The sequence below is a fragment of the Paenibacillus xylanilyticus genome (assembly GCF_047246825.1).
Lineage (GTDB): Bacteria > Bacillota > Bacilli > Paenibacillales > Paenibacillaceae > Paenibacillus > Paenibacillus xylanilyticus_B.
Window position 1 is genome coordinate 1,487,874 of record NZ_JBFOLB010000001.1, and the last position, 21,680, is coordinate 1,509,553.

The 21,680-nt window shown below is 48.8% G+C and carries 20 protein-coding genes; 3 read left to right on the plus strand and 17 right to left on the minus strand.

The genetic code is table 11. From position 1 onward, the window contains the following. Window positions 1-14: 14 nt before the first annotated feature. Complete coding sequence (locus tag AB3N00_RS06275) at window positions 15-1,661, plus strand: MGH1-like glycoside hydrolase domain-containing protein (RefSeq protein WP_413033816.1); 1,647 nt, start codon at window positions 15-17, stop codon at window positions 1,659-1,661. Between the two features lie 125 nt (window positions 1,662-1,786). Here the strand turns inward: AB3N00_RS06275 and AB3N00_RS06280 are convergent, their stop codons facing one another. Beyond that, window positions 1,787-2,131, minus strand: a complete 345-nt coding sequence (locus tag AB3N00_RS06280; protein WP_413033817.1) for a hypothetical protein — start codon at window positions 2,129-2,131, stop codon at window positions 1,787-1,789. Window positions 2,132-2,252: 121 nt separating this feature from the next. Between AB3N00_RS06280 and AB3N00_RS06285 the strand changes: the two genes are divergently transcribed. Further along, window positions 2,253-2,660 carry a hypothetical protein gene (locus tag AB3N00_RS06285; RefSeq protein WP_413033818.1) on the plus strand — a complete coding sequence of 136 codons (408 nt, stop codon included), beginning with the start codon at window positions 2,253-2,255 and terminating at the stop codon, window positions 2,658-2,660. A gap of 169 nt (window positions 2,661-2,829) precedes the next feature. Here the strand turns inward: AB3N00_RS06285 and AB3N00_RS06290 are convergent, their stop codons facing one another. The 13 genes from AB3N00_RS06290 to AB3N00_RS06350 form a co-directional block, all read right to left on the minus strand. After that, complete coding sequence (locus tag AB3N00_RS06290) at window positions 2,830-6,003, minus strand: bifunctional cytochrome P450/NADPH--P450 reductase (RefSeq protein ID WP_413033819.1); 3,174 nt, start codon at window positions 6,001-6,003, stop codon at window positions 2,830-2,832. Between the two features lie 360 nt (window positions 6,004-6,363). Next, on the minus strand, window positions 6,364-6,915 hold the full coding sequence (locus AB3N00_RS06295) for a glutathione peroxidase (RefSeq protein ID WP_413033820.1): 552 nt from the start codon (window positions 6,913-6,915) through the stop codon (window positions 6,364-6,366). A gap of 223 nt (window positions 6,916-7,138) precedes the next feature. After that, on the minus strand, window positions 7,139-7,864 hold the full coding sequence (locus AB3N00_RS06300; protein WP_413033821.1) for a LutC/YkgG family protein: 726 nt from the start codon (window positions 7,862-7,864) through the stop codon (window positions 7,139-7,141). Then, window positions 7,854-9,371, minus strand: a complete 1,518-nt coding sequence (locus AB3N00_RS06305) for a LutB/LldF family L-lactate oxidation iron-sulfur protein (RefSeq protein ID WP_413033822.1) — start codon at window positions 9,369-9,371, stop codon at window positions 7,854-7,856. Before AB3N00_RS06305 ends, AB3N00_RS06300 begins: the two co-directional genes overlap by 11 nt. Then, window positions 9,368-10,096 carry a (Fe-S)-binding protein gene (locus AB3N00_RS06310; protein WP_413033823.1) on the minus strand — a complete coding sequence of 243 codons (729 nt, stop codon included), beginning with the start codon at window positions 10,094-10,096 and terminating at the stop codon, window positions 9,368-9,370. The genes AB3N00_RS06305 and AB3N00_RS06310 overlap by 4 nt, the downstream gene beginning before the upstream one ends. A gap of 88 nt (window positions 10,097-10,184) precedes the next feature. Beyond that, window positions 10,185-10,946, minus strand: coding sequence for a DeoR/GlpR family DNA-binding transcription regulator (locus tag AB3N00_RS06315; RefSeq protein WP_413033824.1), 762 nt, complete (start codon window positions 10,944-10,946; stop codon window positions 10,185-10,187). Between the two features lies 1 nt (window position 10,947). Beyond that, window positions 10,948-12,441, minus strand: coding sequence for a rhamnulokinase (locus AB3N00_RS06320; protein WP_413033825.1), 1,494 nt, complete (start codon window positions 12,439-12,441; stop codon window positions 10,948-10,950). A gap of 313 nt (window positions 12,442-12,754) precedes the next feature. Next, the gene (locus tag AB3N00_RS06325; protein ID WP_413033826.1) at window positions 12,755-13,243 is read right to left on the minus strand and encodes a DUF2500 domain-containing protein; all 489 of its coding nucleotides are present in this window, start codon (window positions 13,241-13,243) and stop codon (window positions 12,755-12,757) included. 135 nt (window positions 13,244-13,378) lie between these two features. Further along, window positions 13,379-15,181, minus strand: a complete 1,803-nt coding sequence (gene pepF / locus AB3N00_RS06330) for an oligoendopeptidase F (RefSeq protein WP_413033827.1) — start codon at window positions 15,179-15,181, stop codon at window positions 13,379-13,381. A gap of 172 nt (window positions 15,182-15,353) precedes the next feature. Then, complete coding sequence (locus tag AB3N00_RS06335) at window positions 15,354-15,713, minus strand: winged helix-turn-helix transcriptional regulator (RefSeq protein ID WP_095287596.1); 360 nt, start codon at window positions 15,711-15,713, stop codon at window positions 15,354-15,356. A gap of 209 nt (window positions 15,714-15,922) precedes the next feature. Further along, the gene (gene hxlB, locus AB3N00_RS06340; RefSeq protein WP_413033828.1) at window positions 15,923-16,486 is read right to left on the minus strand and encodes a 6-phospho-3-hexuloisomerase; all 564 of its coding nucleotides are present in this window, start codon (window positions 16,484-16,486) and stop codon (window positions 15,923-15,925) included. 4 nt (window positions 16,487-16,490) lie between these two features. Continuing rightward, window positions 16,491-17,123, minus strand: a complete 633-nt coding sequence (hxlA, locus tag AB3N00_RS06345; RefSeq protein WP_090993813.1) for a 3-hexulose-6-phosphate synthase — start codon at window positions 17,121-17,123, stop codon at window positions 16,491-16,493. A 354-nt stretch (window positions 17,124-17,477) separates the two neighbouring features. After that, window positions 17,478-18,560, minus strand: coding sequence for a lactonase family protein (locus AB3N00_RS06350; RefSeq protein ID WP_413033829.1), 1,083 nt, complete (start codon window positions 18,558-18,560; stop codon window positions 17,478-17,480). A gap of 214 nt (window positions 18,561-18,774) precedes the next feature. Between AB3N00_RS06350 and AB3N00_RS06355 the strand changes: the two genes are divergently transcribed. Continuing rightward, the gene (locus tag AB3N00_RS06355; RefSeq protein WP_413033830.1) at window positions 18,775-19,704 is read left to right on the plus strand and encodes an AEC family transporter; all 930 of its coding nucleotides are present in this window, start codon (window positions 18,775-18,777) and stop codon (window positions 19,702-19,704) included. Here the strand turns inward: AB3N00_RS06355 and AB3N00_RS06360 are convergent. The 3 genes from AB3N00_RS06360 to AB3N00_RS06370 are packed head-to-tail and all read right to left on the minus strand — an operon-like array spanning window position 19,682 to window position 21,562. Next, complete coding sequence (locus AB3N00_RS06360; RefSeq protein WP_413033831.1) at window positions 19,682-20,257, minus strand: DUF2062 domain-containing protein; 576 nt, start codon at window positions 20,255-20,257, stop codon at window positions 19,682-19,684. The genes AB3N00_RS06355 and AB3N00_RS06360 overlap by 23 nt on opposite strands. 57 nt (window positions 20,258-20,314) lie before the next feature. Further along, window positions 20,315-20,773, minus strand: a complete 459-nt coding sequence (locus AB3N00_RS06365) for an OsmC family protein (protein ID WP_413035206.1) — start codon at window positions 20,771-20,773, stop codon at window positions 20,315-20,317. Between the two features lie 21 nt (window positions 20,774-20,794). Further along, the gene (locus tag AB3N00_RS06370; RefSeq protein ID WP_413033832.1) at window positions 20,795-21,562 is read right to left on the minus strand and encodes a DeoR/GlpR family DNA-binding transcription regulator; all 768 of its coding nucleotides are present in this window, start codon (window positions 21,560-21,562) and stop codon (window positions 20,795-20,797) included. Window positions 21,563-21,680: the final 118 nt, after the last annotated feature.

Consider the following 21,680-nt stretch of genomic DNA (forward strand, 5'->3'; position numbering starts at 1 on the left):
ACAAGGAGGCGGACATGACAGAAGCACTAGTAAACCGGCTGCGCCAAATATCCATTCAAGACCTCGTGCAGCCAGCTAAACCTGAAGATGCGAAGATCCTGCAAGAGTGGCAGGAATCTGGAGTTCGTTTTGCGGCATCGGGCGGACGACTGGAAAAGGCCTATTACACTGCAGCAGAGAAGCTGCTTGCCTGCATTGTTCCCATGGATGGCAGCGCTCCTGTTCTACAGGAAGGTGGAATTTACCTCGGCTGCTGGCTGGAGAGCACAGGTACGATTAACGCAGAGCTGCTGTCCCGCCTGGTTCCATCCGTTTCCCAAACGACCTATCTTAGCTTTGCCGCTCATCAGCGAGAGGATGGTTTGCTGCCTTATAAACTGACAGAGAACGGTCCTTCCTATCGTCAGATTCAATTGGTTACTCCACTTGCCCGAAGTGTATGGAACCACTATCTGCTTCACGGTCAGGACCGCATTTTCCTAAAAACGATGTATACAGCCATGTCACGTTATGACGACTGGATCGCACGTCACCGGGATACTCGGGGAACCGGATGTGTAGAGGCCTTCAGCACATTTGATACCGGACATGATCTGTCACCGAGGTTCTGGCATGTGCCGGATACGCCCTACAGGAATGATCCTGCTGCATGTCATCCGGATTCTCCGGTACTGCCCTTCCTGGCCCCGGATTTGACCGCCAATATATATTGCCAGCGCATATATTTGGCCCGTATGGCTGAGGAGCTTGGCGAATCCGGTTTGGAATGGAAGGCTAAAGCCGAAATCAGTCTGGATCGTCTCTTTCGTTATTGTTATGACAAAGATGAGCAGTTCTTTTATGATCGTGATCGAAATGACGAGCTGGTCAGAGTCCAATCCGATGTGCTGCTGCGCGTGATGGCCTGCGAAGTGGGCGACCAAGAATTGTTCGACAAGGTGTTACGAAGATATCTGCTGAATACAAGCAAGTTTTTTGCCCGATATCCCTTTACATCCATAGCCATGGACGATCCCAGGTTCGATCCTTCATCTGCCTATAACAGCTGGGGTGGACCATCCAATTTTTTGAGCCTGATTCGAGCACCCCATGCCTTCGAAGCTCATCATCGGTATGTGGAATTGACCTGGGTGATGAATCCGATCCTTGCTGCATTGTCCAGAGCCAAACGTTTTGCCCAAAACCTAAGCCCATGGACCGGTGAGGAAGGCTTCACAGAAACATACTCCCCTGCGATCCTGTGTCTGCTCGATTATGTGGAACGATTATGCGGAATTATGCCCGTCGGTTCAGACCAGCTGTGGTTTACCGGACTTCTTCCCGTGGACATGGATCATGGCGAGGTGGTTACTGGCAATACGGCATACAGCCGAACCGTAAATGGTCAGCATTTTGAGTTGGTGAATACACAAGATCATCTTATGGTATACCGGGAAGGCAGTCTTCACATTCAAGGCCCGTCTGGCATTCGACTGGTTACCGATCGTGATGGTCGGCTTGAAAGTGTCATTGGAATGAGTGTGCGGACAATTAAGGGTGAGCTCATCTATCAGGGGAAATCCATCCCGATCCTAATTAAAGGAAATGAGATGCAATGCTATACGTATGGTGGTTTAAAAACAGTCCGAGATACCGGCATTATCTATCCAAGATATCAATAAGTTAAAAGGCGCAAATGCAGAGACTCTCTCTGCACTTGCGCCTTTGCTATTTCCAAGCTTTCATTAGGATATCTTGTCCCCTCGATCCCTCAAGCAGCTATGAAAAACGATTCAAACGAACATTCTCAAGCTTGGCGTTTCCACGCGGGGTGACGATAAAATTCAATTGTATCGATAAAACTCACGTTATACTCCTGCTCCACATCGGACAAGTTCAGCAGCCGTCGGTCGATTGCTTTTAATCCCATGACCACATCATGCCGGAGAAGGTCCATTGCAATTTTGCCAACGAATCCGCCCTCTATCTCCTTATATTTGTTGCGAAACTCTTCATTGTAGATCAATTCCGGAGTAAAGGATGCTTCAACAAACGCATTAACGAGTGTTAGCCCATTTCCTTCCATTTGCACGGCGATATAATAATTCCCGCGTTCATCCTTTATAAGATCCTTGTTTATTTCCACGTTCATTGGAATCACTCCCTATATCATATATTATGGACCTTGTTGAACAAACATGGGCAGCCAATTGCTCACCTCTGGACCTCTTCCGCTCATATAGTAGGTATAAACGGAGAACGGAGGATGACTTATGAATTGGCATCATCTCCATACAGGCAAAACGCTGCAACAGCGTCTTGCAGAGCTGCAGGGACATCTGGCCGAGCTTAATACACCGAGATCAGGACTTGAACCGGGCCGGATCAAGCGGGTGTACCCTCATCATTTTATCAAAGTCAATCGACAATTGTTTATTCCGCTCACCCTGTTATCCATCCGTGTGTTTGATACGCCACAAACACGCCGAGGTGTGCGGGTAGGCATTCGCACCGTATTCCCATCCAAAAACGCTTTTAGAAATATCCGACTGGTTGGCGTGGGAATCGATTATCTGGAGCTTCAGGGAAAGGGCAAATTTCCTTCCCGCATCCTGTTTCCTCTGACCCAGATCGAATCCATCAATCGTCCAGCACTGCAAAAGAAAAAGCAGACGCGCTGATTCGTATCGTGTCATGAATACATGCTGCCCTTCAAATTATAACGCAACTTCTGCCGCTCTGCCTGCTTATGTCTCCATGGCAAAAACGGTGAGCACAGAATTTCTCTGTGTCTCACCGCGCAGCTTATTCATGTTAAATAAGCGGATTAGCTCTATTGGGGTTTCCGCATTATAGACCTGTCCAAACATCTTTGGCATAGCGCCCTTCCTGCTGCAAACGTTCAAGCCATGCATCAGCCTGTTCTGCGGAATTGCCGCTAATGTCAGTGTATGCTTTCTTGAGCGTAGCCTCTACATCAGGGGCCATCTTGCTTCCATCTCCGCAAATATACAGATGCCCGCCCTGCTCAAGCAGTGGGATCAGCTTTTGGGCGTCGTCTCTCATCAGATGCTGCACGTAGCACTTGTCCTGTCCGTCCACTCTGGAGAAAGCCGTATGGAGCTGGACAAGCCCTTCTTGCTGTGCAGCTTCAAGCTCATTTTTATACAAATAGTCATGCTCCGGGTTACGGCATCCAAAGTACAGATGGGCTTCGCCAACCTGCTGCCCTTGTTCCTTCAAAACACGTCTTGCCTGCAGGAAGCCCCGGAATGGTGCCACACCTGTTCCTGGACCTACCATAATAATCGGTACCTCCGCTTGATCTGGCAATTCAAACCCGGACTCTGGCGTCCGTATGAACATAACCACCTCTTCACCCGGTTTCAGGTTCGCCAGATAGTTTGACGCTATGCCTTTATATTCCCCTTGTCCGCTCCAGGCAGGAGCACGAACTACACTAACAGTGATACTGGCCTGTTCCGGCTGAACACGAGGTGAACTGGAGATGGAATAATATCTCGCTTTGAGTGAAGGCAGCAGTTCCAGGAAGCGTTCAAACGGCATTTCACACGCCTCGTATTTAACCAGATAATCCAGCATCGATACCCGCTTTCCTCGCACTTCTTCCATATACACGGATTCATCCAAAAGCGCTTCAAGTTCCTTCTTATGCGGCGGGCACACGGTGTATGCTGCCAGCTCTCTCAGCTGTGCACGTGTTGCTGCTTCTTGCAATTCCACGCTGTGGCTGAGCAAGTCATACAGATTAACCGGCTGATGCAGAGGCAAGTGCGCGGCGCTTCGACCGGATGCGTCCAAAACCAGGTGTTCCGTCCCAGTGAAACCATAACGTTTTAGTACACGCTCCACGAGTTCCGGTGGATTTTGCGGGAGAATCCCAAGATGATCGCCTTCCTTGTAGGTCATGCCTTCAGGCAGTTGGATCTCCAGATGACGTGTACTCCGCTGGCTGCCCGCATCATGAAGTTCCCGGTTCTCGAGCACTTGAGCTACATGGGCATCATACGTATCTGCGAGCGGTGTCACCGCCAGCCCACTTACAAACTGTACGGACAATGAACTGCGCTCACTGCCTGAGCTGCTGTTCAGCTCAAGTCCCATCGCTCGTGCCAAATCCGGCCACAATTGTTCAGTCCAGTCCTCAACCTGCTTCTCAAAATCCCCGCTAGCATCACTTTCACCAAGAGGAGATAACCGCGTTGCTCCCTTCGAAGAGAGCTGTTCATCAATCAAACGCGGGATGCGCTGATACGTGCTGGCCCAGTTGTGATCCCCGCATCCAAGCACGGCAAAGCGGACTCCCTCAAATTCCTTGTGATCTGCATGTTCAATCCATTCCACAAAATCCTTGGCATTGCTCGGCGGTTGGCCATTGTACGATGCACTGACGATGACAACAGCACCTTCTTTAGGCAGTTTGCCTACTCGATCATTCAGTGCTGCAACTTCACTTCGAAAGCCTTGATATCGTGCATGATCTGCAATCTCACGGGCAATACCTTCCGCGGTACCCAGATTGGAACCATACAAGACAAGCATCGGGGTGTGATGGGCATTTGCCGCATCAGGCTCTTTTCTTTTGGCAGCCGAGGATGGCTCCTGTACCGAAACACCTGGAACAGCCATGACAGGCTGCCCACCACGGGCACGAACCCGAATGGTGAAATGATCCGGCTTGAGTGTCAATGTCTCTTTAACTTTCAACTGGTAATCCGTATGATCGATCATGTCAAAATGTTTCAGGACCATGCCCAGCACAAGCGTTGCCTCCTGAAGTGCAAACTGCTGTCCAATGCATGCCCGTTGACCATTACCAAACGGCTTGTAGGCATCATGCGGCACCTTGCTCGGATCCTCAAACCGCTCGGGACGGAATTCCTCTACATCGTCACCCCAAGCATCACGGTCACGATGCAGCTTGGGAATGAGCACACTTACACTATCCCCTTTTTGCAAAGGATACTTTCCTGCGAGCACCGTGTCTTCTTTGGCGTATAGGGAAAATGCCGGAGCCGTTGGCCACAGGCGCAATGCTTCGTTCAGCACCATGCGGATGTATTTCAGATTGCGAACCTGATTGTACGTCGGAACCGGATCTTTCAAAATCTGGTCGGCTTCGGCTTGCGCCTTGGCCAACTTGTCCGGATTTTTCATCAAGTAGTATATGGCAAAGGATAGTAATCCACTCGTTGTCTCATGTCCTGCAATGAGGAACGTAATAATCTGATATCGGATATTTTCATCGTCAAGTGTTTCACCCGTTTCCGGATCCTTGCCGCTAAGCATATGGGATAACAGATCATCCGCACCTTCCTGAGGCTGCTCTTTGCGCTCCGCAATGATATGATCGACCAGCGTGAACATCGAACGAATATCCTGTTCGAATTGTTTCTTTTTACTGATCATCAGCTTGTCCTGAATACGAAGGCGCTGCAGTGAACTCATGGATTCATCCAGTGCGCGTACCATGCTCGTGATAAATGGGTGCGGTTCTTCTCTGTAAAAGCTGTTAAACCGATAGTTAAATCCACACAATCCGATCGTATCCAGAGTGAGGCGCGTCATATCATCAGGTACGTTAACCGTTTCGTCGGGATTCAGCCTGGACCATTTCTGAACAAGCTGCACAGCCAGATCAATCATTTTGTTATGATATCCCTGCATTGCACGCTGGCTGAAGCTGGGAAGCAGCACGTTATGGGCCTTTTTCCAGTTGGGTTCATCGGTCCAGCTTGTAAACAGGCCATCTCCTGCAAACGCACGAACCTTCGCAAGAGGTGCCCACACACGCTTGTCGAATTTGGATTCATCCGTTACCTCGGCGACCAGCTCATGACCCGAAATATACAGCTCGCTTCGTCCCGGGTACTCCATTCGAAAGATTGGTCCATATTGGTCGGCAAGTTTGACCAGGGATTGCACAGGCTCCTCAAAGTTTAAATGTGGCAAGTTAGCCAAAGGGCCGAATGTTTTGGGCTGTGGTACTGAAAATGGGGACATAATCTCCGCTCCTCTTCCAACTTAGTAGTCCAACCAAATAAATAATGAATGTTTTGAAAAAAAATCCTCAAATTAACTAACATGACTTCATTTTCTGCAAGTAATCACATTTGATTCAACACATTAAAAAAAAACAAATCAGAACCAATTGACCAAATTGGTATATTGGTCAATTTAGAGTAAAAAAAATCGGGTGATATCTTTATCTTACTTTTACCCTAACATTTCCAGTTCTAATCTACAACAGTCTCAAAGTCATAGGACCATTGGGTAGCTGCTCTATCCACTAATCCAAGTGGTCCCTTGGCCTGAAGTATTCAGGCCTTGTCCACCTTGGTTTTGGCAACGGCATCGCTTATTCTAGAGCTGCTTGAGCAGTTCCTTTATTTGTGTTTCCATTCTCATCGGTTCAATGGTAGTCTCATAACGACCACTCACCTCTCCGTTTCGACGGATCAAAAATTTGGTGAAGTTCCACTTGACCCCGTTCCCTTGGTACAATGTCGGATGGTTTTCCCTGACAAAATGGTCCATCCACTGCCCTTCTTCCGTTTCCAGATCATATCCCCCGAATGCTGCCTCTTCAGTCAAATGGCGAAACAACGGGTGAATGGATGGCCCGGTAACCTCAATCTTATCAAACATCGGAAAGGTGATATGAAATTCATTTTTGCAATATTTCACAATCTCAGCGTTGCTGCCCGGTTCCTTATGGTTAAATTGATCGCAGGGAAACGCCAAAATCTCTAGTCCTTGCTTACAATACTTATCATACAGCTGCTGCAGCGCCAAAAATTGTCTGGAGTAGCTGCACTTGCTGGCTGAATTCACGATGAGCAGCACCTTCCCCTCGAACTCTGATAAATCACCAATGCGTCCATCTGACGAAATCGGAAAAGAATAAATGTTCACTCTGACGCCTCCCCATATCTTGTTAACAACGAAAAGTATCTAAATTGATTATACTCAGGTGTCGATGATAGGTTAAATATATAAATGCTATCATTTTAATAGTTTTTGTCTATAATCTAAAGAAATGAATATAAAAAAAACAACTGCCCTGAGCAGAACAGCTCTGCTTCACCAGACAGTTGTTGTGTTGATTGTAAGACTACCGGGCCTAAGTTCATATTTATTACCCCATAATTAGACCGTATACAATACCCGGACCATGCACGCCAATGGTCAAATCATTTTCAATATCGGAAGATCGACTTGGGCCAGAAATAAAATGAATACCTGCGGGAAGATTCTCTCTTCCCATCTCATCAAATCGATTCAGCGTCTCACCCAATCTCGTATGCAGACGTTCTACCGGAATGACAATGATCAATACCGTTGGCAGCAGGCTTACCGATCGTCCCTTTTGTGGTGATGACAGCACGGTCACTGAACCGGTGTATGCTGTCGCGTAATCCGCCATGACCACTCCAATGTCGGCCTCTGCTGCCCGAGCCTTCCAGTTTTCATCCGGCATGCTGTTCCATACGGAAACCTGAACTTCTGGCAGGCTCACTTCGAGCTGCAGTTCGTCCAAGACCTGTTCATTTTGCCGAATCAGATATTTGGCTCCCAGCTCGTTAGCCTTGATTGTAATAAACGCGGATACTTCCTCCGGATTTTTCACCCGGACCACATGAGCGCCGACACTCACAAAATTATCCGTAAATGCCTGTATGCGTTTGTCCTCATCCCAGTCCAGTTCATTCCAGAACGATGGTGCACCTCGGAAGGGTTGTGTTGGTGCATGTTTCTGCCGGGGTCTTCTCAATTTGGAAGCAATCCCATTCATGAATTTTTCCTGCTTCTCGCGCGACCGCTTCTCCAGTTGATCCAGCCATTGCTGATGTTCAGCGCTCATGCTTGCCGCCTCCTTGCTCTCGTTCACGCAGAATCTGCTCCATCCGGTTACGAACAGCAGAATCCATCTCTCTCTGATCCTTAGTCAGCTCCTGATCCAGCTTGTTCCATTGCTGACGGAATGAACGCTTTGCCAGGCTGGGTGCAACTCTGTAGGTGTTCCAGCCTTTTAGCGGACCCAGCTTGAGAGAGATACCGTTATTCCGTACAACCGCTATCTGACCGATCTGCCCGAGACGAATGGCTGCACTGAATCGTTTCGAGTTCGACACCACTGCGGCGAATCCCTTCATGCCGGCACCTTCAAGCTTATTGCCGTGCCCTTCTTCCACCTTGCGTCTGCGGAGATACACAAGCATATCATGCAAAGGTATTTTGACAGGACAAGCTTCATAGCAAGCTCCACACAAACTTGAAGCGCTGGCAATGTCGTTCCACTCGTCTATATTTCCATTCAGCGCAGGCGTCAGCACCGCTCCAATCGGACCGCTGTAGGTTCCCCCATAGGCATGCCCGCCAATATGACGGTATACTGGACAAGCATTAAGACAGGCACCGCAGCGTATGCAGTTGAGCAGTTCCTGAAATTCAGGATCACCCAGCTGCAGGGATCGGCCGTTATCCACAATAATGATATGCATTTCTTCAGGTCCGTCCCCGTCCTCGGTTCGGCGCGGCCCGGTTATGCCTGACATGTACATCGTCAACTTCTGTCCTGTTGCTGAACGAGGCAGCAGCGTGGCCATCACTTCGAGATCGGTCCAGGATGGAATAATACGTTCCATCCCCATTAGCGTTATTTGCGTTTTGGGTACAGTGGATACCATACGGGCATTTCCTTCATTTTCGAATAATACCATGGATCCGGTCTCCGCAATGGCAAAGTTACAGCCGGTCATGCCAATATCTGCCTCGAGGAATTTTTCCCGCAGTTTTTTGCGTACAAACCCGGCGAGTACGGTGGTATCCGGTTCCAGAATTTCCCCCGCTTCCTTCGATAACAATTCGGCGATCTGATAACGATTTTTGTGAATGGCCGGGATGACAATATGAGACGGGGCTTCGCCAGCCAACTGGATGATATATTCGCCCAGGTCGGTCTCAATCGCTTCGATGCCGGCAGATTCAAGCGCATGGTTCAAATGTACTTCTTCCGACACCATCGATTTGGATTTCACCACGGACGCAGCTTCCTTGTGCGCTGCTATATCGAGAGCAATGGCAGCTGCCTCCACCGATGTATCCGCAAAATGAATATGAACACCGTTAGCACGGGCATTGTTTACGAATTCATTCAGATAATAATCGAGATATGCGATCGTGTGCAGACGAATCTGGCGGCCTCGTTCCCGCCATTCGTCCCAATTTCCGTGTTCTTCCGAGGCGGATTTCTTCCCATTCCGCAGTCGTTCTGTAGTGAACTTCACAGCTTTGCGCAGAAAATCATCATTGAGCGCGAGTTCTGCTCGCTTTTTGACAGACACATCCATTACACCCGGCTGACTCATCCTGTTCGCACCCCCTCATACAGTAATTCGGCCAAATGCATGACACGCACCGGTTCATTCCGGTAACGCAAATTGCCTGCAATATTCATGAGACACGCCATATCCAGTCCAACAAGCACCTCTGCTTCGGTCTCTTTGATATGATCGACTTTCTCGGTTACCATGGCTCCGGAGATATCCGACATTTTCACGGCAAATGTTCCCCCGAACCCGCAGCAATCCTCTCCAAAAGGAAGGGGAACAAATTCCAGCCCTTTCACTGCGGACAACAGTGCCATGGGTTCATCCTTCACCCCAAGCAGCCTGCTGCCATGACAGGACGGATGATACGTTACTTTATGAGGAAAATGTGCGCCCAGATCTGTTATTCCAAGCACCTGCACCAGAAATTGGGTGAATTCATAAGCTTTCGCTTCCAGCCGTTCTGCCTTTTCAAGCCATACCGGTTCATCCGCAAACAGCTCAGGATAATGGTGAATCATATACGTACAAGAACCTGAAGGACAGACTACGAAATCGCTGTCGTCAAACGCTTCCAGGATCGTTTTGGCTGCCACTCTCGTCTCATCCCAGTACCCGCTATTGTATGAAGGCTGACCGCAGCAGGTTTGAACAGGCGGGAATTCCAGCCGAACGCCATGAGCGGCAAGCAGTCTCACCATCGCTTCTCCCACACGCGGATAGATGGCATCGCTGAGGCAGGTAATGAACAAGGAGACCTTCATAATCACACGCTCCCATAATCGATTAGTAGTTGGTCTATTAACGTTAATCTGTAGGTTTAGGGTCAGTTCTGACTGAATTGTATTTCACTTATACGGTTGTAATTTGGATGTCGTAGTCCTTCAAACGATGGATCAGATCCCCTTCCTGCGGCTCATTGATGATTACCGCATGAACCGCATTCAATCCCGTTACCCTTGCGAAAGCACGGACACCGAACTTGCTGGCGTCTGCGAGCAAAATGACCTGGTCGGAAATACCGACCATTTTCTGCTTCAACCTGGCTTGCAGTTCATTGGACTCGCTGATTCCACCACCCTCCAGATGCACACCCTTACAGGACAAAAACAGTTTATCGACATGATACGTCTCCAGAGAACGTTCGGCGAGCGGCCCGACAAATGAAAGGGAACGCTGTGCCAGCTGACCTCCGGTAGAGATAACCTCAATCTTGTCTTTGCTGCTAAGTTCAGTCGCCACCTGAATGGAGTTGGTTAGCACCGTCAGCGGAATATCCGGCATATTCGCAGCCATGTAACCTGCCGTGGTGCTGGCATCCAGCAGAATTCGATCCCCAGGGCGAATCATGGACAGGGCAGCCTGAGCAATTCGTTTCTTCTCTTCCGCATGCGTTGTTTCCCTGACACGATAAGGGACCTCCGGCTGATCGTCCTTGATGCTTACAGCTCCTCCATGGGAGCGCTTTAATCTACCTGCTTGCTCCAGCCGATCCAGATCACGGCGGATGGTCTCTTCGGTAACCCTGCATCGATCACTAAGCTCGGATACACGCATGCTGCCATTCTCATTAACCATCTCTACAATCCGATCATACCGCTCGGCAGCCAGCATGTTACACCTCACTCCCGGCTTGTGATTTCAATGAGTCCGTCAATCTGACAAATCTGCCGTATGCTTCTTCCCAAATGGGTCTGTCCTTCGGTTCATAATCGGATACCGGGAACGAATCACGAATGACCTTGCGTGCTTCCCAAATATCCTTGAAGGCACCGCTGGCGATCCATTGAACGGCCATGTTGCCAATTGCGCTTCCTTCTGCTGGGCCTGCCCATACCGGCTTGCCAATCGAATTCGCGGTCCACTGACATAACACTTGATTCTGGATGCCTCCACCGACCATGTGCAATCCATTGAAAGACTGACCTGATAATTGTTCCGTCCATTCCAGTACTCTTCTGTACTTCAGGGCAAGGCTCTCCAAAATGGACCGTGCGATGGCTCCCTGATCCTGCGGTTCCTGTTGTCCCGTATTCCGGCAATATTGACGAATCCGGGACGTCATGTCACCCGCTGGCATGAACAGATCATCGTCCGGATCAAAGAGACTTGCAAATGGAGGGGCGAGTTCCGCCTGCTTCAATAATTCAGCGTAGCTGATTCCCATCCCCTGCCGCTCCCATTCACGCATGCTCTCCTGTAATATCCAGAGTCCCATAATGTTTTTGAGCAGACGGAATGTTCCCCCTGCGCCGCCTTCATTCGTAAAGTTCAGAGCCAGACTCTCGGAACTAATGGCAGGGTGATCAATCTCCGTACCCATTAGCGACCAGGTTCCACAGCTCAGGTAAGCGAACGATCGATTCGTTGCAGGGACAGCGACCACTGCTGAACCCGTATCATGCTCAGCCACGGCAATAACAGGAATGGCGGATATCCCCAGATCACCGGTTATACTGCTGCGGAGCTGACCTACTCGCGTACCCGGCATCACCGCTTCACCAAACATATGATCCGAGACCCCGATATGGGCAAGCAGTTCTCCGTCCCATTGGCCGCTCACCGGGTTGTAGAGCTGCGTCGTTGTTGCATTGGTAAACTCATTCATTGCTTCTCCAGTCAAAAAGTAACGAAGCAGATCGGGAATCATAAGAAAACGATCCGCCGCATCCAGCAATGGCGAACCATTCCGCTGCAGGGTTGCGAGCTGATACAGCGTATTAAAACTAAGAAACTGAATGCCTGTTCGCTCAAAGATCCGCTGTGAGGTTAGCTCATTTCGAACCTGTTCCATCATGCCGTTAAACTGTGCATCACGATAATGATAGGGATTACCGAGCAACTCGCCATTGCTCCCCAGCAATCCAAAGTCCACTCCCCAGGAATCGATCCCCAGACTCTCCGGCTGCTCTCCTTGCTGCTTAACCAGTTGAAGCCCTTGCAACAATTCATGATGCAAACGCAAAATGTCCCAGTGCATCCGCTCGCCGGCTTTGACCGGCTCATTTTTGAAACGATGGACCTCGGTTGCCGTAATTCCCCGGTCATTCAGATGACCCAGCAGCGCTCTCCCGCTGCCAGCTCCCAGATCGTATGCCAGCACACTCACTGCTCTTCACCAACCTTTCTATCATATGGTACAGATTCTCTTTGCTTATTTGTTTGTTTATTTTTGTTTTATACTGTTTCGCTTTATTTCACGAGTATATCACTGTTGTAAGCGTTTGAATACCCTGTGTTTTGTTCTTCTTCAACAAAAAAACGACCTAATCCCATGGATAAGTCGTTCTCCTGTTTGGATTCAGCATTTTGCATAATTCGATTCCACTCGCTCCAGATTACAATATATAGACGAATAGGACCATTTCGATCTATCATATTGAAGATTGGAAGTCGCTTATTGGATTTATGCAAATGCTCTATTACGTATAAAACCGGCCATTGCTTACGCCAGACTGAGGCTGCACATCTCTCTCGAAATGCTTGAACCTTGTCCCCTGATATGTGAGCATACCTCGGTCGTTTTCTACCAGTATGCCGTAGTTGCTTCCGCCGACATTCAGTTCCAAGCGTTCCCCATTATCCAGTTGAAATGTTGCGTAGTACCAGGTTGAAGCACTGCTGTCCCCGCTTCCTCCGGTAACTTCCGTTCTCTTCGCCACCACAGTACAATGCAGTGTGAGCAGCGTTGCTGCATTGTTCGAAGACCATGTTCGTACTCCTGAAATAATCGCAATGACGATAACACTAGCAATAATAAGAAATATGGCGCCAATAAATATCGAGCCAAATGCACTCATCGCCCCAAACTCGTTAAATCCCGAAAATAATCCCCCCTGATTGCCCTCAAACCCCGGCACACCGTTCATGTCATCAAATACACCGAAGCCGTCCGTAGTTATTCGGCCCATCGATGAAGATATGCTTATTGCCGTCATTCATCATCGTTCCTTTCCGGCTCCAAAATAAGATGCACCGTCCCCAGCCAAGGAGACGGTGCACGAAGACAACCCTACTTGCCTTGTCCGTATACTATATGAATGAAATCAGGAATACAGACGTTCAAGTTCATCAACCAGACTGCCAACATACGCCACAGCAGCACGGATCGGCTCCGGTCCGGACATGTCCACACCCGCAAGCTTCATAAGCTCTTGCGGCGTGAGACTTCCGCCTGCTTTCAATGCTTCCAGCCAGCGGTCCACGGCTGGCTGCCCTTCTTCGCGAATAAGTCCGGCTGCTGCAGTGGATGCCGTCAAACCTGCTGCATAGGTGTAAGGATACAGTCCCATGTAATAATGTGGCTGCCTCATCCAGGTCAGCTTGGCGCCTTCGTCTACTACCAGATCCGGTCCCCAGAACCCGGAAAGAATATTTCCTTTGAGCTCACTAAGCGTCTTGGCTGTAATCGGTTCATCCTTGGTGGCAAGTGCATATACCTGGCGCTGCAATTCACCTTCAAGCAGGTGTGTCACAAAGTTGTGGTAATACGTGTTGAGCAATTGTAAAATCACCCAGCGGCGCATTCTTGGATTGTCAGAACGTTTCAACAGATGATCGGCCAGCAGCATCTCATTCATGGTAGATGGTGCCTCAATGAAATAAAGAGAAGGCCTTGTGTTGGTAAGCCGCTGATAGCGTCCGGCAAGCATGAAATGCCCGGCATGTCCCACTTCATGAGCAAGCGTAAACGCCCCGCGCATATTGTTTGCCCATGAGATGAGGATATACGAATGTGATCCGTAAATGGATGAACAGAAAGCACCTGTTGATTTTCCGGCGTTATCCGCGTAATCCACCCAGCGGTCGCTGAATGCCCGTTCCACAATCTCGCCGTATTCCGGCCCAAGTACAGCAAGAGCTTCACGGATGAGCGTGCAGGCTTCTTCATATGTAATGGCAGGACTGAATTCAGGATCAAGTGGGGCTTTCAAATCGCAGAACATCAGCTTGTCCAGACCCAGCTCACGTTTCTTGAGAGCTGCAAGTCTGCGCATATGAGGTGCGAGTTCCTGCTGGATAATATCCAGAATATTGTTATACATCTCTTTGCTTACTTGCTGCGGGCTGAGCAGCATATCGGTAACATCGTCATAACCGCGAAGCCGGGACAAGACAACCTGTTTTTTCACTTCGGTTGCATAACCTTCGGCAAACGTATTTTTGTAATCGTTCAACTTGGAACTGAAGGCTGCGTAGGCAGAACGGCGCAGCTTTGTATCGGAAGACATTTCATAGTTATTTTCATAGAAAGACCAGGACAGTGGACGGTTATTATCCTCTCCATCCAGTGCATCGTCGAACGTCATGTCAGCCAGTTTACCTCGGAGGTAAATCCGGTATGGCGAATCCAATACCTCTCCTAGAGATGCCAGCACTTTCTCCGTTTCCGGCGAGAGACGATGTGCTTTCTCCTGAAGCAGAAGATTCAAACTCCGGGCATAGGGCTCCAGTCCGGGAAGTTCGGCAATATAACGTTCCACTGTACCCTCGGGAAGATCCGTAATCTCAGAATTGACAAAAGACAAGGAAGACGACAGAGACGATAGGATATCTCCCGCTTTGGCCGAATTCTCAATGTTCACCGGATTGGTGCTATCTTCCGATTGTTTAAGTCGCGCATAGGATGCAGTCTTGGCGATTCGTTCCTGAAGTGCTTCACGAGCGTCCAGACATGACAGTAACTGTTCAGCACTTTCGCCCAGACGCCCTTTGAACGTTTCAATATAGACTGCCGCTTCAGGGAGTGACTTGAGTTCCTGTTCCCACTCTGCATCGGTTCCAAACAAGTCTGCCAGGTTCCAGGTCGTTTCCCGGCTGACTTCATCGCGTGTACGTATTTTTTCCATCTGTATATGTCCTCCTCCTTGCGTTTCCAATATCTCTCATCGTATCATATTCCGACCGTTTATACCTGACATCTCCCAAATTAAGACTTTTGATTCAAGTTCAATGGTACATCAAAAAACCGCAGGGTTATGGAAATGTTCCATGCCACCCTGCGGTTCCTTTAACTCTGATTTATTCTGATTTCCAGATTACATTTTCTCCGTAATTTTTGCCCCAATCGTACATTGCACGCAGCACTGGCATCAGACTATGCCCATGATCCGTCAAACTGTACTCTACCCGAGGGGGTACTTCCGCATAAACCTTCCGCTCGATCAGCCGGTCTTCCTCCAGCTCCCGAAGCTGGTTGGTCAGCATTTTTTGGGTGATATGCGGGATCAATCGCTTCAATTCACTGAAACGCTTCGTTCCTTCCAGTCCCAGATGCCACAATATAATGAGTTTCCATTTGCCGCCAATAACAGCAAGGGTCAATTCCTTCTCACAGTTGATTTCCTTCAGATTAATCCGTTCCTTGACTTCGGCTGCCATGGCTCCGAGCCCCCTTAGCTTACATTCTTATATCAACATGTACGTTATTCGATATAGCTTACTCTCAATTCTACTACAGCATGGCCCGAATGCATAGGAAACGTGAACCTTGTCCCTACTAACATGACAGAAAGGACCGGCTTCCCTCTATAAAAAGGAATTCCGGTCCTGCCTGTGTTATGTTTGCTTCAAGATCTGCAAGAGATCATCTATTCCAGATTCGCATGACGGCCAAACATGTCCGCCCCAGTCATCTCTTTCTTTTCCATCAACGTGAGTACCAGAGCATCCATAGTAAGCAGCAATCCCTGTTCAAAAAGCGAACCCATCGGCTGAATCGTAACAGCTGCGCCTGACGTTGCCGTGTCCTCTTTCGCAGATGCAGGAAGACGAACGACGGTGTTAGCCATTTGACCAATGCTGGACTCCGGCTTGATCGTGATCAGACCTACGGAAGCACCGGCTTTACTGGCTTTCTGGGCCATCGCCGCCAGGCTGCCCGTTTCTCCCGAACCCGAGCACAACAGAAGGAAGTCCTTCGGACTGATGCCTGGTGTTACGGTCTCCCCAACGACAAACACCCGAAGTCCCATCTGCATTAATCTCATGGCAAAAGCCTTTCCCATCAAACCGGACCGGCCAGCACCTGCCACAAAAATCTGTTCCGAAGCCAGAATATGCTCAGCCATTGCCTGCATCTCCGAATCGTTGATCTGGCTTAGCGTACGTTCCAGTTCCTTCAGAATGTCAGCTGCGTATTGTCTGCTGCTCATCCAGTTACCCTTGTTGAACGAGACGCTGCATTTCAGCCGCAACTTTTGCTTTGTCTGCTTGTCCCGTGATTCCGCCACCCACAATAACCAGATCCGGTTGTGCTTTGATCACTTCTGGCAATGTTTCCAATTTGATACCACCCGCAACTGCGGTTTTGGCATTTTTCACAGCAGCTTTGATCGTTTGCAGATCTTCGAACGGGCTTTGTCCTTCAGCTTGCAGGTCATAACCTGTGTGTACACAGATGTAATCTACGCCAAGCGAATCAACTTCACGAGCACGTTGTTCAAGGTTAGGCACGTTGATCATGTCCACAAGAACTTGTTTGTTTTGTTTCTTCGCTTCTGCTACTGCACCTTTGATCGTACTGTCATTGGTTGCCCCAAGCACAGTGATCAGATCAGCACCTGCTTCAGCAGCCTTCATGATTTCGTATCCACCCGCGTCCATAATTTTCAGGTCGGCCAATACTTGCAGGTTAGGGAAAGCTTCTTTCATCGCCTTCACCGCATGCAGTCCTTCATTAATAACGATTGGCGTACCAATCTCAACGATATCAATATATTGTTCCACTTCTTTAACGAGAGCGATACCTTCAGGGATGTTTACCAGGTCGAGTGCAAGTTGCAGTTTCATGATTCATTTCTCCTTTGGTGTTTAGATATGAGTATTCCTATAGAGGATTTCTAAATGTTTAGCCTGCACCAATCAGCCTGCTCAGATGCATGCATGTTTATCTTCGCTACTCATTCATTGTAGAGCCTGACTTTCCATCCAGGAAGTACGCACTTTGAAGTCAGGTAGTTACCTGCACGATACTAATGACTCATTTTTGTTGTTATACGAAGTAAATAATAAAAAATCAATTTTGACTAACATGCATTGAAAGATCACCGAGTAAAATTCCATTCTCACATCATCAGAAAAACCCTGCCAGATGGCAGGGTCTTATTTCATCTATTTATGGCATGCACAACTGAAAATTGCAGTTTAGAAGTAAACGGGTTTCACACATACCGGCTTGGATACACCAGTACTATGACCTGTGTATTTCAAACGTCCGCTCTCCTGATCCACCGTAAATGTAACCATGTTGTTGGTGTCGCGGTTGGCAGCGATAAGTAGTTTACCATTCGGTGTCAATGCAAAATGACGTGGATGCTCACCTTCAGCCGAGACATGCTCAACGAGTTTCAGGTGACCTGTTTCAGCGTCTGCTGCAAATACAACGATGCTATCATGCCCACGGTTCGAACCGTAAACGAAACGACCGTCATTCGATACTGTAATTTCAGCCGTTGTATTTTCAGTGCCATCATAACCATCCGGCAATGTCGACACAGTGGACACTTCAGTCAACGTGCCTGCAGCTGCATCGTAACGGAAAGACGTAATGGAAGAATCCACTTCGTTGATTACATAAGCGAATTGACCATTCGGATGGAACGCCAAGTGACGCGGACCTGCTCCTGGATGGGTTTTCGTTTCGCTGTGCAGTACAAGCTCATTCTTGTCTGCATCAATGGAGTAGATGGCAATCTTGTCTGCACCCAGATCCTGTACCATCATGTATTTGCCATCCGGGCTGAAGAATGCGGAGTGAACATGAGGCTTGTCCTGACGCTCCGGATGTGCTCCTTTACCTTCATGTTTCTTCTCATCCAGAAGAGCTCCGACTTCACCGTTGTCTGTCAACGATTGCAGACCTACCAGTCCACCGTGGTAGCTGGAAAGGATCAGGTAGCGTCCGGAAGGATCACGCTGGATATGACATGGTGGAGCCGAGATGGAATTACTGCGATTCAGCATGGACAATTTTCCGGTGGAAGGATCAATGTTCAGAGCGACCGCCTCGGACATTTTGTTTCCTTCTGGAGTTACGGCTTCCCCAATTGCATACAGTTTGTTGCTATCAGCATTCACGTTGACAAACGTTGGGTTTTTCACGCCCGAGATGCCGTCCAGCTTACTGAGGCTGCCTGTATCCTCATTCAATTCATATGCGTAAATGCCCTCATTTTCCGCTTCGGCATAAGAGCCGACCAATACGAGCAAGCGTTTCGATTCACTCATTACAGTTTCCTCCTCTATGTGTATGTAGTCTAGTTGCACCTCTTCTATAATAAATCTGCCATATCAAAATAGCAATCCGCCGTCTAATTACGTGACCTGCATTAACCTGTTAGTTTCCAATTATTCTAGGATATCATCCCAATATCCATTCACGACAGGGGACAACTTCTGCTATGATTAGATAGGTTTTTCATCATGAAAGGACTGAATTCGGTTGCTTCAATCATTTTTGCTTACGTTATATCATGTTTTTCTGCCCATATCACTGCCCGTCATCGGAGGCATACTGCTAAAGCGGTTCAGAAATTGGGATACTCGCTCACTCTCCACTTTCTCCCTTTATATTCTGAGCCCTGCGCTTATCTTTGATACACTGCTTCATGCCGAAATTACCTGGACGGACGTCACAGGCACCTTTTGGTTTTCCATCATCAATCTGATCGCCCTATGGGCGCTTGCCGAGCTGTTGAGCCGGATTTTCCACTTGGGCGCAAGCGAAAAAGCGGGACTTACCCTTGTCTCCACCTTTACAAACTGTGTGAATTACGGACTCCCGCTTGTATTGCTTGCCTTTGGACAACTTGGATTGGACAAGGCCTCGGTCTATGTGATCGGGCAGATGATCATTGTGAATACCGTAGGAATTTTCTTTGCGGCCCGATCGGAATTCACAGTCAAACATGCCATTCTGTCCGTTTTCCGTATGCCTTCCATCTATGCTGCAGCCATCGCCATTGTTCTGCGTTCAACTGGCATAAGTCTGCCTGATGCACTGGATGGCGGCATTTCAATGCTGGCCGCAGGTTATTCCCCGGTTGTTCTGGCCATTCTGGGTGCACAGATGCTGAGACCTCGCGGTTTCGCGGAGCCTTGGCAGCCCAATGTACGCCGTGCCTTCTGGACTGGACTTGTGGTGCGTCTCGCCGCTGCGCCGGTCCTATCTTACCTGATTCTGACCGCGCTTCAGGTTGAAGGCATCCTATTCAGTGTTCTGCTGATCCTCGCATCCATGCCAACGGCAGTAAACGCCGTTATTTTGGCTGAACAATTCAATGCATCTCCGCAATTTGTGTCCCGCTGCATTCTATGGACCACCGCTGCTTCCATGATCATTCTGCCGGTTATGATTGTGATGTCTTCCTGATCAGCACGGATGCCGGTCCAGGGGACATTGCCGCCAGGCGGCGTTCATAACGGCGTTGAATTGCTCTTACGTAGAAGAATTTGACCACAAAGTAAGAAATCACACCCAGGATCACGCCAAAGACAGACATGCCTGCCAGGATATCAAGCCCACCCAGCAAAAGTTCACTCAAGGCGGACCAGTTGCCACGAAACAGTTCCATGAATGCACTTTCGTGGACAGGCCCCTGTCCCATGCTGTGTGCTGGCAAAATCCATGATCCAATCTGCTTGGCTAGCGGCATCAGCAGGATCGGAAGAAACGTCAGTTTCCCGATCACATTGCCCACAATGGCTGCCGGCAGCGAGCCGCCAGACAAACGGACAATGGGGTAGAACACGAGATAGATCAGCGATGCCGTGGAGATCACGATTAACTCCAGACCAAAACCGATTGCAAATCCGGTGGATACTTTGTGCGCCCCTCCGGGAGCACGTAACAATTTGAGAAAATTCAGCTTCATTGCACGTGTTAAACGCGCAAATCGGTTGGCTTTGCTTTTCTGTGAATTCATACCGAACTTCCCCTTATTTTAAACAAATGACGGCCGAGGCCGCCTCTTCTTCATATATTAGACTGCGTTAATGTCGGCTGTTACAATGACAGGCTGAGTTTCAATCTTCACATTCCCTGCGACCGCTCTTGAGATCATACAGGATTCTTCAGCCTTATGTGCAAGTCGATCCGCCTTGGCGAATTCGGCCTCCGTTGCATCCGACTGAAGCACAATACGAGGTCTATGCACAATTCGTTCGTACGTAAATATGTTATTGGTCACATCCACCGTTGCTTCCGACTCCAGTGTCAGCTCATTCGGTGTAATATCCGAACGTTCCAGCATGGCTGCCAGTGTGATCAGGTAACAGGTTGATGCGGCACCGAGCAGCATTTCATCAGGATTCGTACCTGTACCTGGACCGCCCATTTCCTGCGGGATGGATATAACCGATTTTAATCCTCCGGCATCGATCGTTCCCTCACTGTTACGTCCGCCATTCCATACGGCTTTCAGATGAAAAGGATGTTTCATTTCACTCATTCCTTTCTATTACTACACTCGTTTACAGAGTATGGATTGTTCGTTTAATGCGCTAACGTGCTGTTCATCCAGCCCCAGATCAGTGATGACTTTGGCCACACTGCTGAGTGCTGCGACTCTTGTAAAAGCCTGTATATTGAACTTGCTCGAATCCGCGAGCAAAATAACTTCATCCGCAATGCTGATCATCTTCTGTTTCACCAAAGCTTGTAATTCGTTCGATTCACTAATGCCTTTGGTCATGTGCACACCTTTGCAGGACAAAAATACCTTGTCCACATGGTAAGCATCGAGAGAACGCTCAGCGAGCGGGCCCACAAAAGACAAAGACTTGGAAGCAAGCTGTCCACCCGTAGCAATAACCCTGATCTGTTCCTTGCTGCTCAGCTCAGCCGCTACCTTGATGGAGTTGGTCAGTACAGTGAGCTGAATATTCGGCAGTCCTGTCGCCATATACCATGCTGTTGTACTCGCATCCAGTGCAATCCGGTCGCCTGGCTCTACCATCTTGATCGCCTCTTCGGCAATTCTGCGTTTCTCTTCAGCATGAGTTACCGCACGTTCGGGATAAGGGATTTCCGGGTGTCCTTCATCCTTGTATTTTACACTGACTGCGCCGCCGTGCGACCTTCTAAGCCTGCCAGCCTGCTCCAACTTGTCCAGATCACGGCGAATCGTCTCTTCCGTTACCCCGCAACGCTCACTAAGTTCGGTTACACGCATGCTTCCCTGCGAATCCACCCATTCCACAATTTTCTCATAACGTTCAGCCACGAGCATTATCCATTCACTCCAAACCGTTGATATCCAAGATGAATCCTGTACATCCCATCATACCACAGTGCTACCTGAAGGAGAATTTTATCAGGACGGAGAATGTGCAAAAAGAGGGAGCGTA

What these genes read in the sequence shown, in the direction of transcription:
- AB3N00_RS06275 (WP_413033816.1), top strand. Translation starts at nt 15, where the DNA reads ATGACAGAAGCACTAGTAAACCGGCTGCGCCAAATATCCATTCAAGAC.
- AB3N00_RS06280 (WP_413033817.1), bottom strand. Translation starts at nt 2,131, where the DNA reads ATGAACGTGGAAATAAACAAGGATCTTATAAAGGATGAACGCGGGAAT.
- AB3N00_RS06285 (WP_413033818.1), top strand. Translation starts at nt 2,253, where the DNA reads ATGAATTGGCATCATCTCCATACAGGCAAAACGCTGCAACAGCGTCTT.
- AB3N00_RS06290 (WP_413033819.1), bottom strand. Translation starts at nt 6,003, where the DNA reads ATGTCCCCATTTTCAGTACCACAGCCCAAAACATTCGGCCCTTTGGCT.
- AB3N00_RS06300 (WP_413033821.1), bottom strand. Translation starts at nt 7,864, where the DNA reads ATGAGCGCTGAACATCAGCAATGGCTGGATCAACTGGAGAAGCGGTCG.
- AB3N00_RS06305 (WP_413033822.1), bottom strand. Translation starts at nt 9,371, where the DNA reads ATGAGTCAGCCGGGTGTAATGGATGTGTCTGTCAAAAAGCGAGCAGAA.
- AB3N00_RS06310 (WP_413033823.1), bottom strand. Translation starts at nt 10,096, where the DNA reads ATGAAGGTCTCCTTGTTCATTACCTGCCTCAGCGATGCCATCTATCCG.
- AB3N00_RS06315 (WP_413033824.1), bottom strand. Translation starts at nt 10,946, where the DNA reads ATGCTGGCTGCCGAGCGGTATGATCGGATTGTAGAGATGGTTAATGAG.
- AB3N00_RS06325 (WP_413033826.1), bottom strand. Translation starts at nt 13,243, where the DNA reads ATGGGCCGAATAACTACGGACGGCTTCGGTGTATTTGATGACATGAAC.
- pepF (WP_413033827.1), bottom strand. Translation starts at nt 15,181, where the DNA reads ATGGAAAAAATACGTACACGCGATGAAGTCAGCCGGGAAACGACCTGG.
- AB3N00_RS06335 (WP_095287596.1), bottom strand. Translation starts at nt 15,713, where the DNA reads ATGGCAGCCGAAGTCAAGGAACGGATTAATCTGAAGGAAATCAACTGT.
- hxlB (WP_413033828.1), bottom strand. Translation starts at nt 16,486, where the DNA reads ATGAGCAGCAGACAATACGCAGCTGACATTCTGAAGGAACTGGAACGT.
- hxlA (WP_090993813.1), bottom strand. Translation starts at nt 17,123, where the DNA reads ATGAAACTGCAACTTGCACTCGACCTGGTAAACATCCCTGAAGGTATC.
- AB3N00_RS06350 (WP_413033829.1), bottom strand. Translation starts at nt 18,560, where the DNA reads ATGAGTGAATCGAAACGCTTGCTCGTATTGGTCGGCTCTTATGCCGAA.
- AB3N00_RS06360 (WP_413033831.1), bottom strand. Translation starts at nt 20,257, where the DNA reads ATGAATTCACAGAAAAGCAAAGCCAACCGATTTGCGCGTTTAACACGT.
- AB3N00_RS06365 (WP_413035206.1), bottom strand. Translation starts at nt 20,773, where the DNA reads ATGAAACATCCTTTTCATCTGAAAGCCGTATGGAATGGCGGACGTAAC.
- AB3N00_RS06370 (WP_413033832.1), bottom strand. Translation starts at nt 21,562, where the DNA reads ATGCTCGTGGCTGAACGTTATGAGAAAATTGTGGAATGGGTGGATTCG.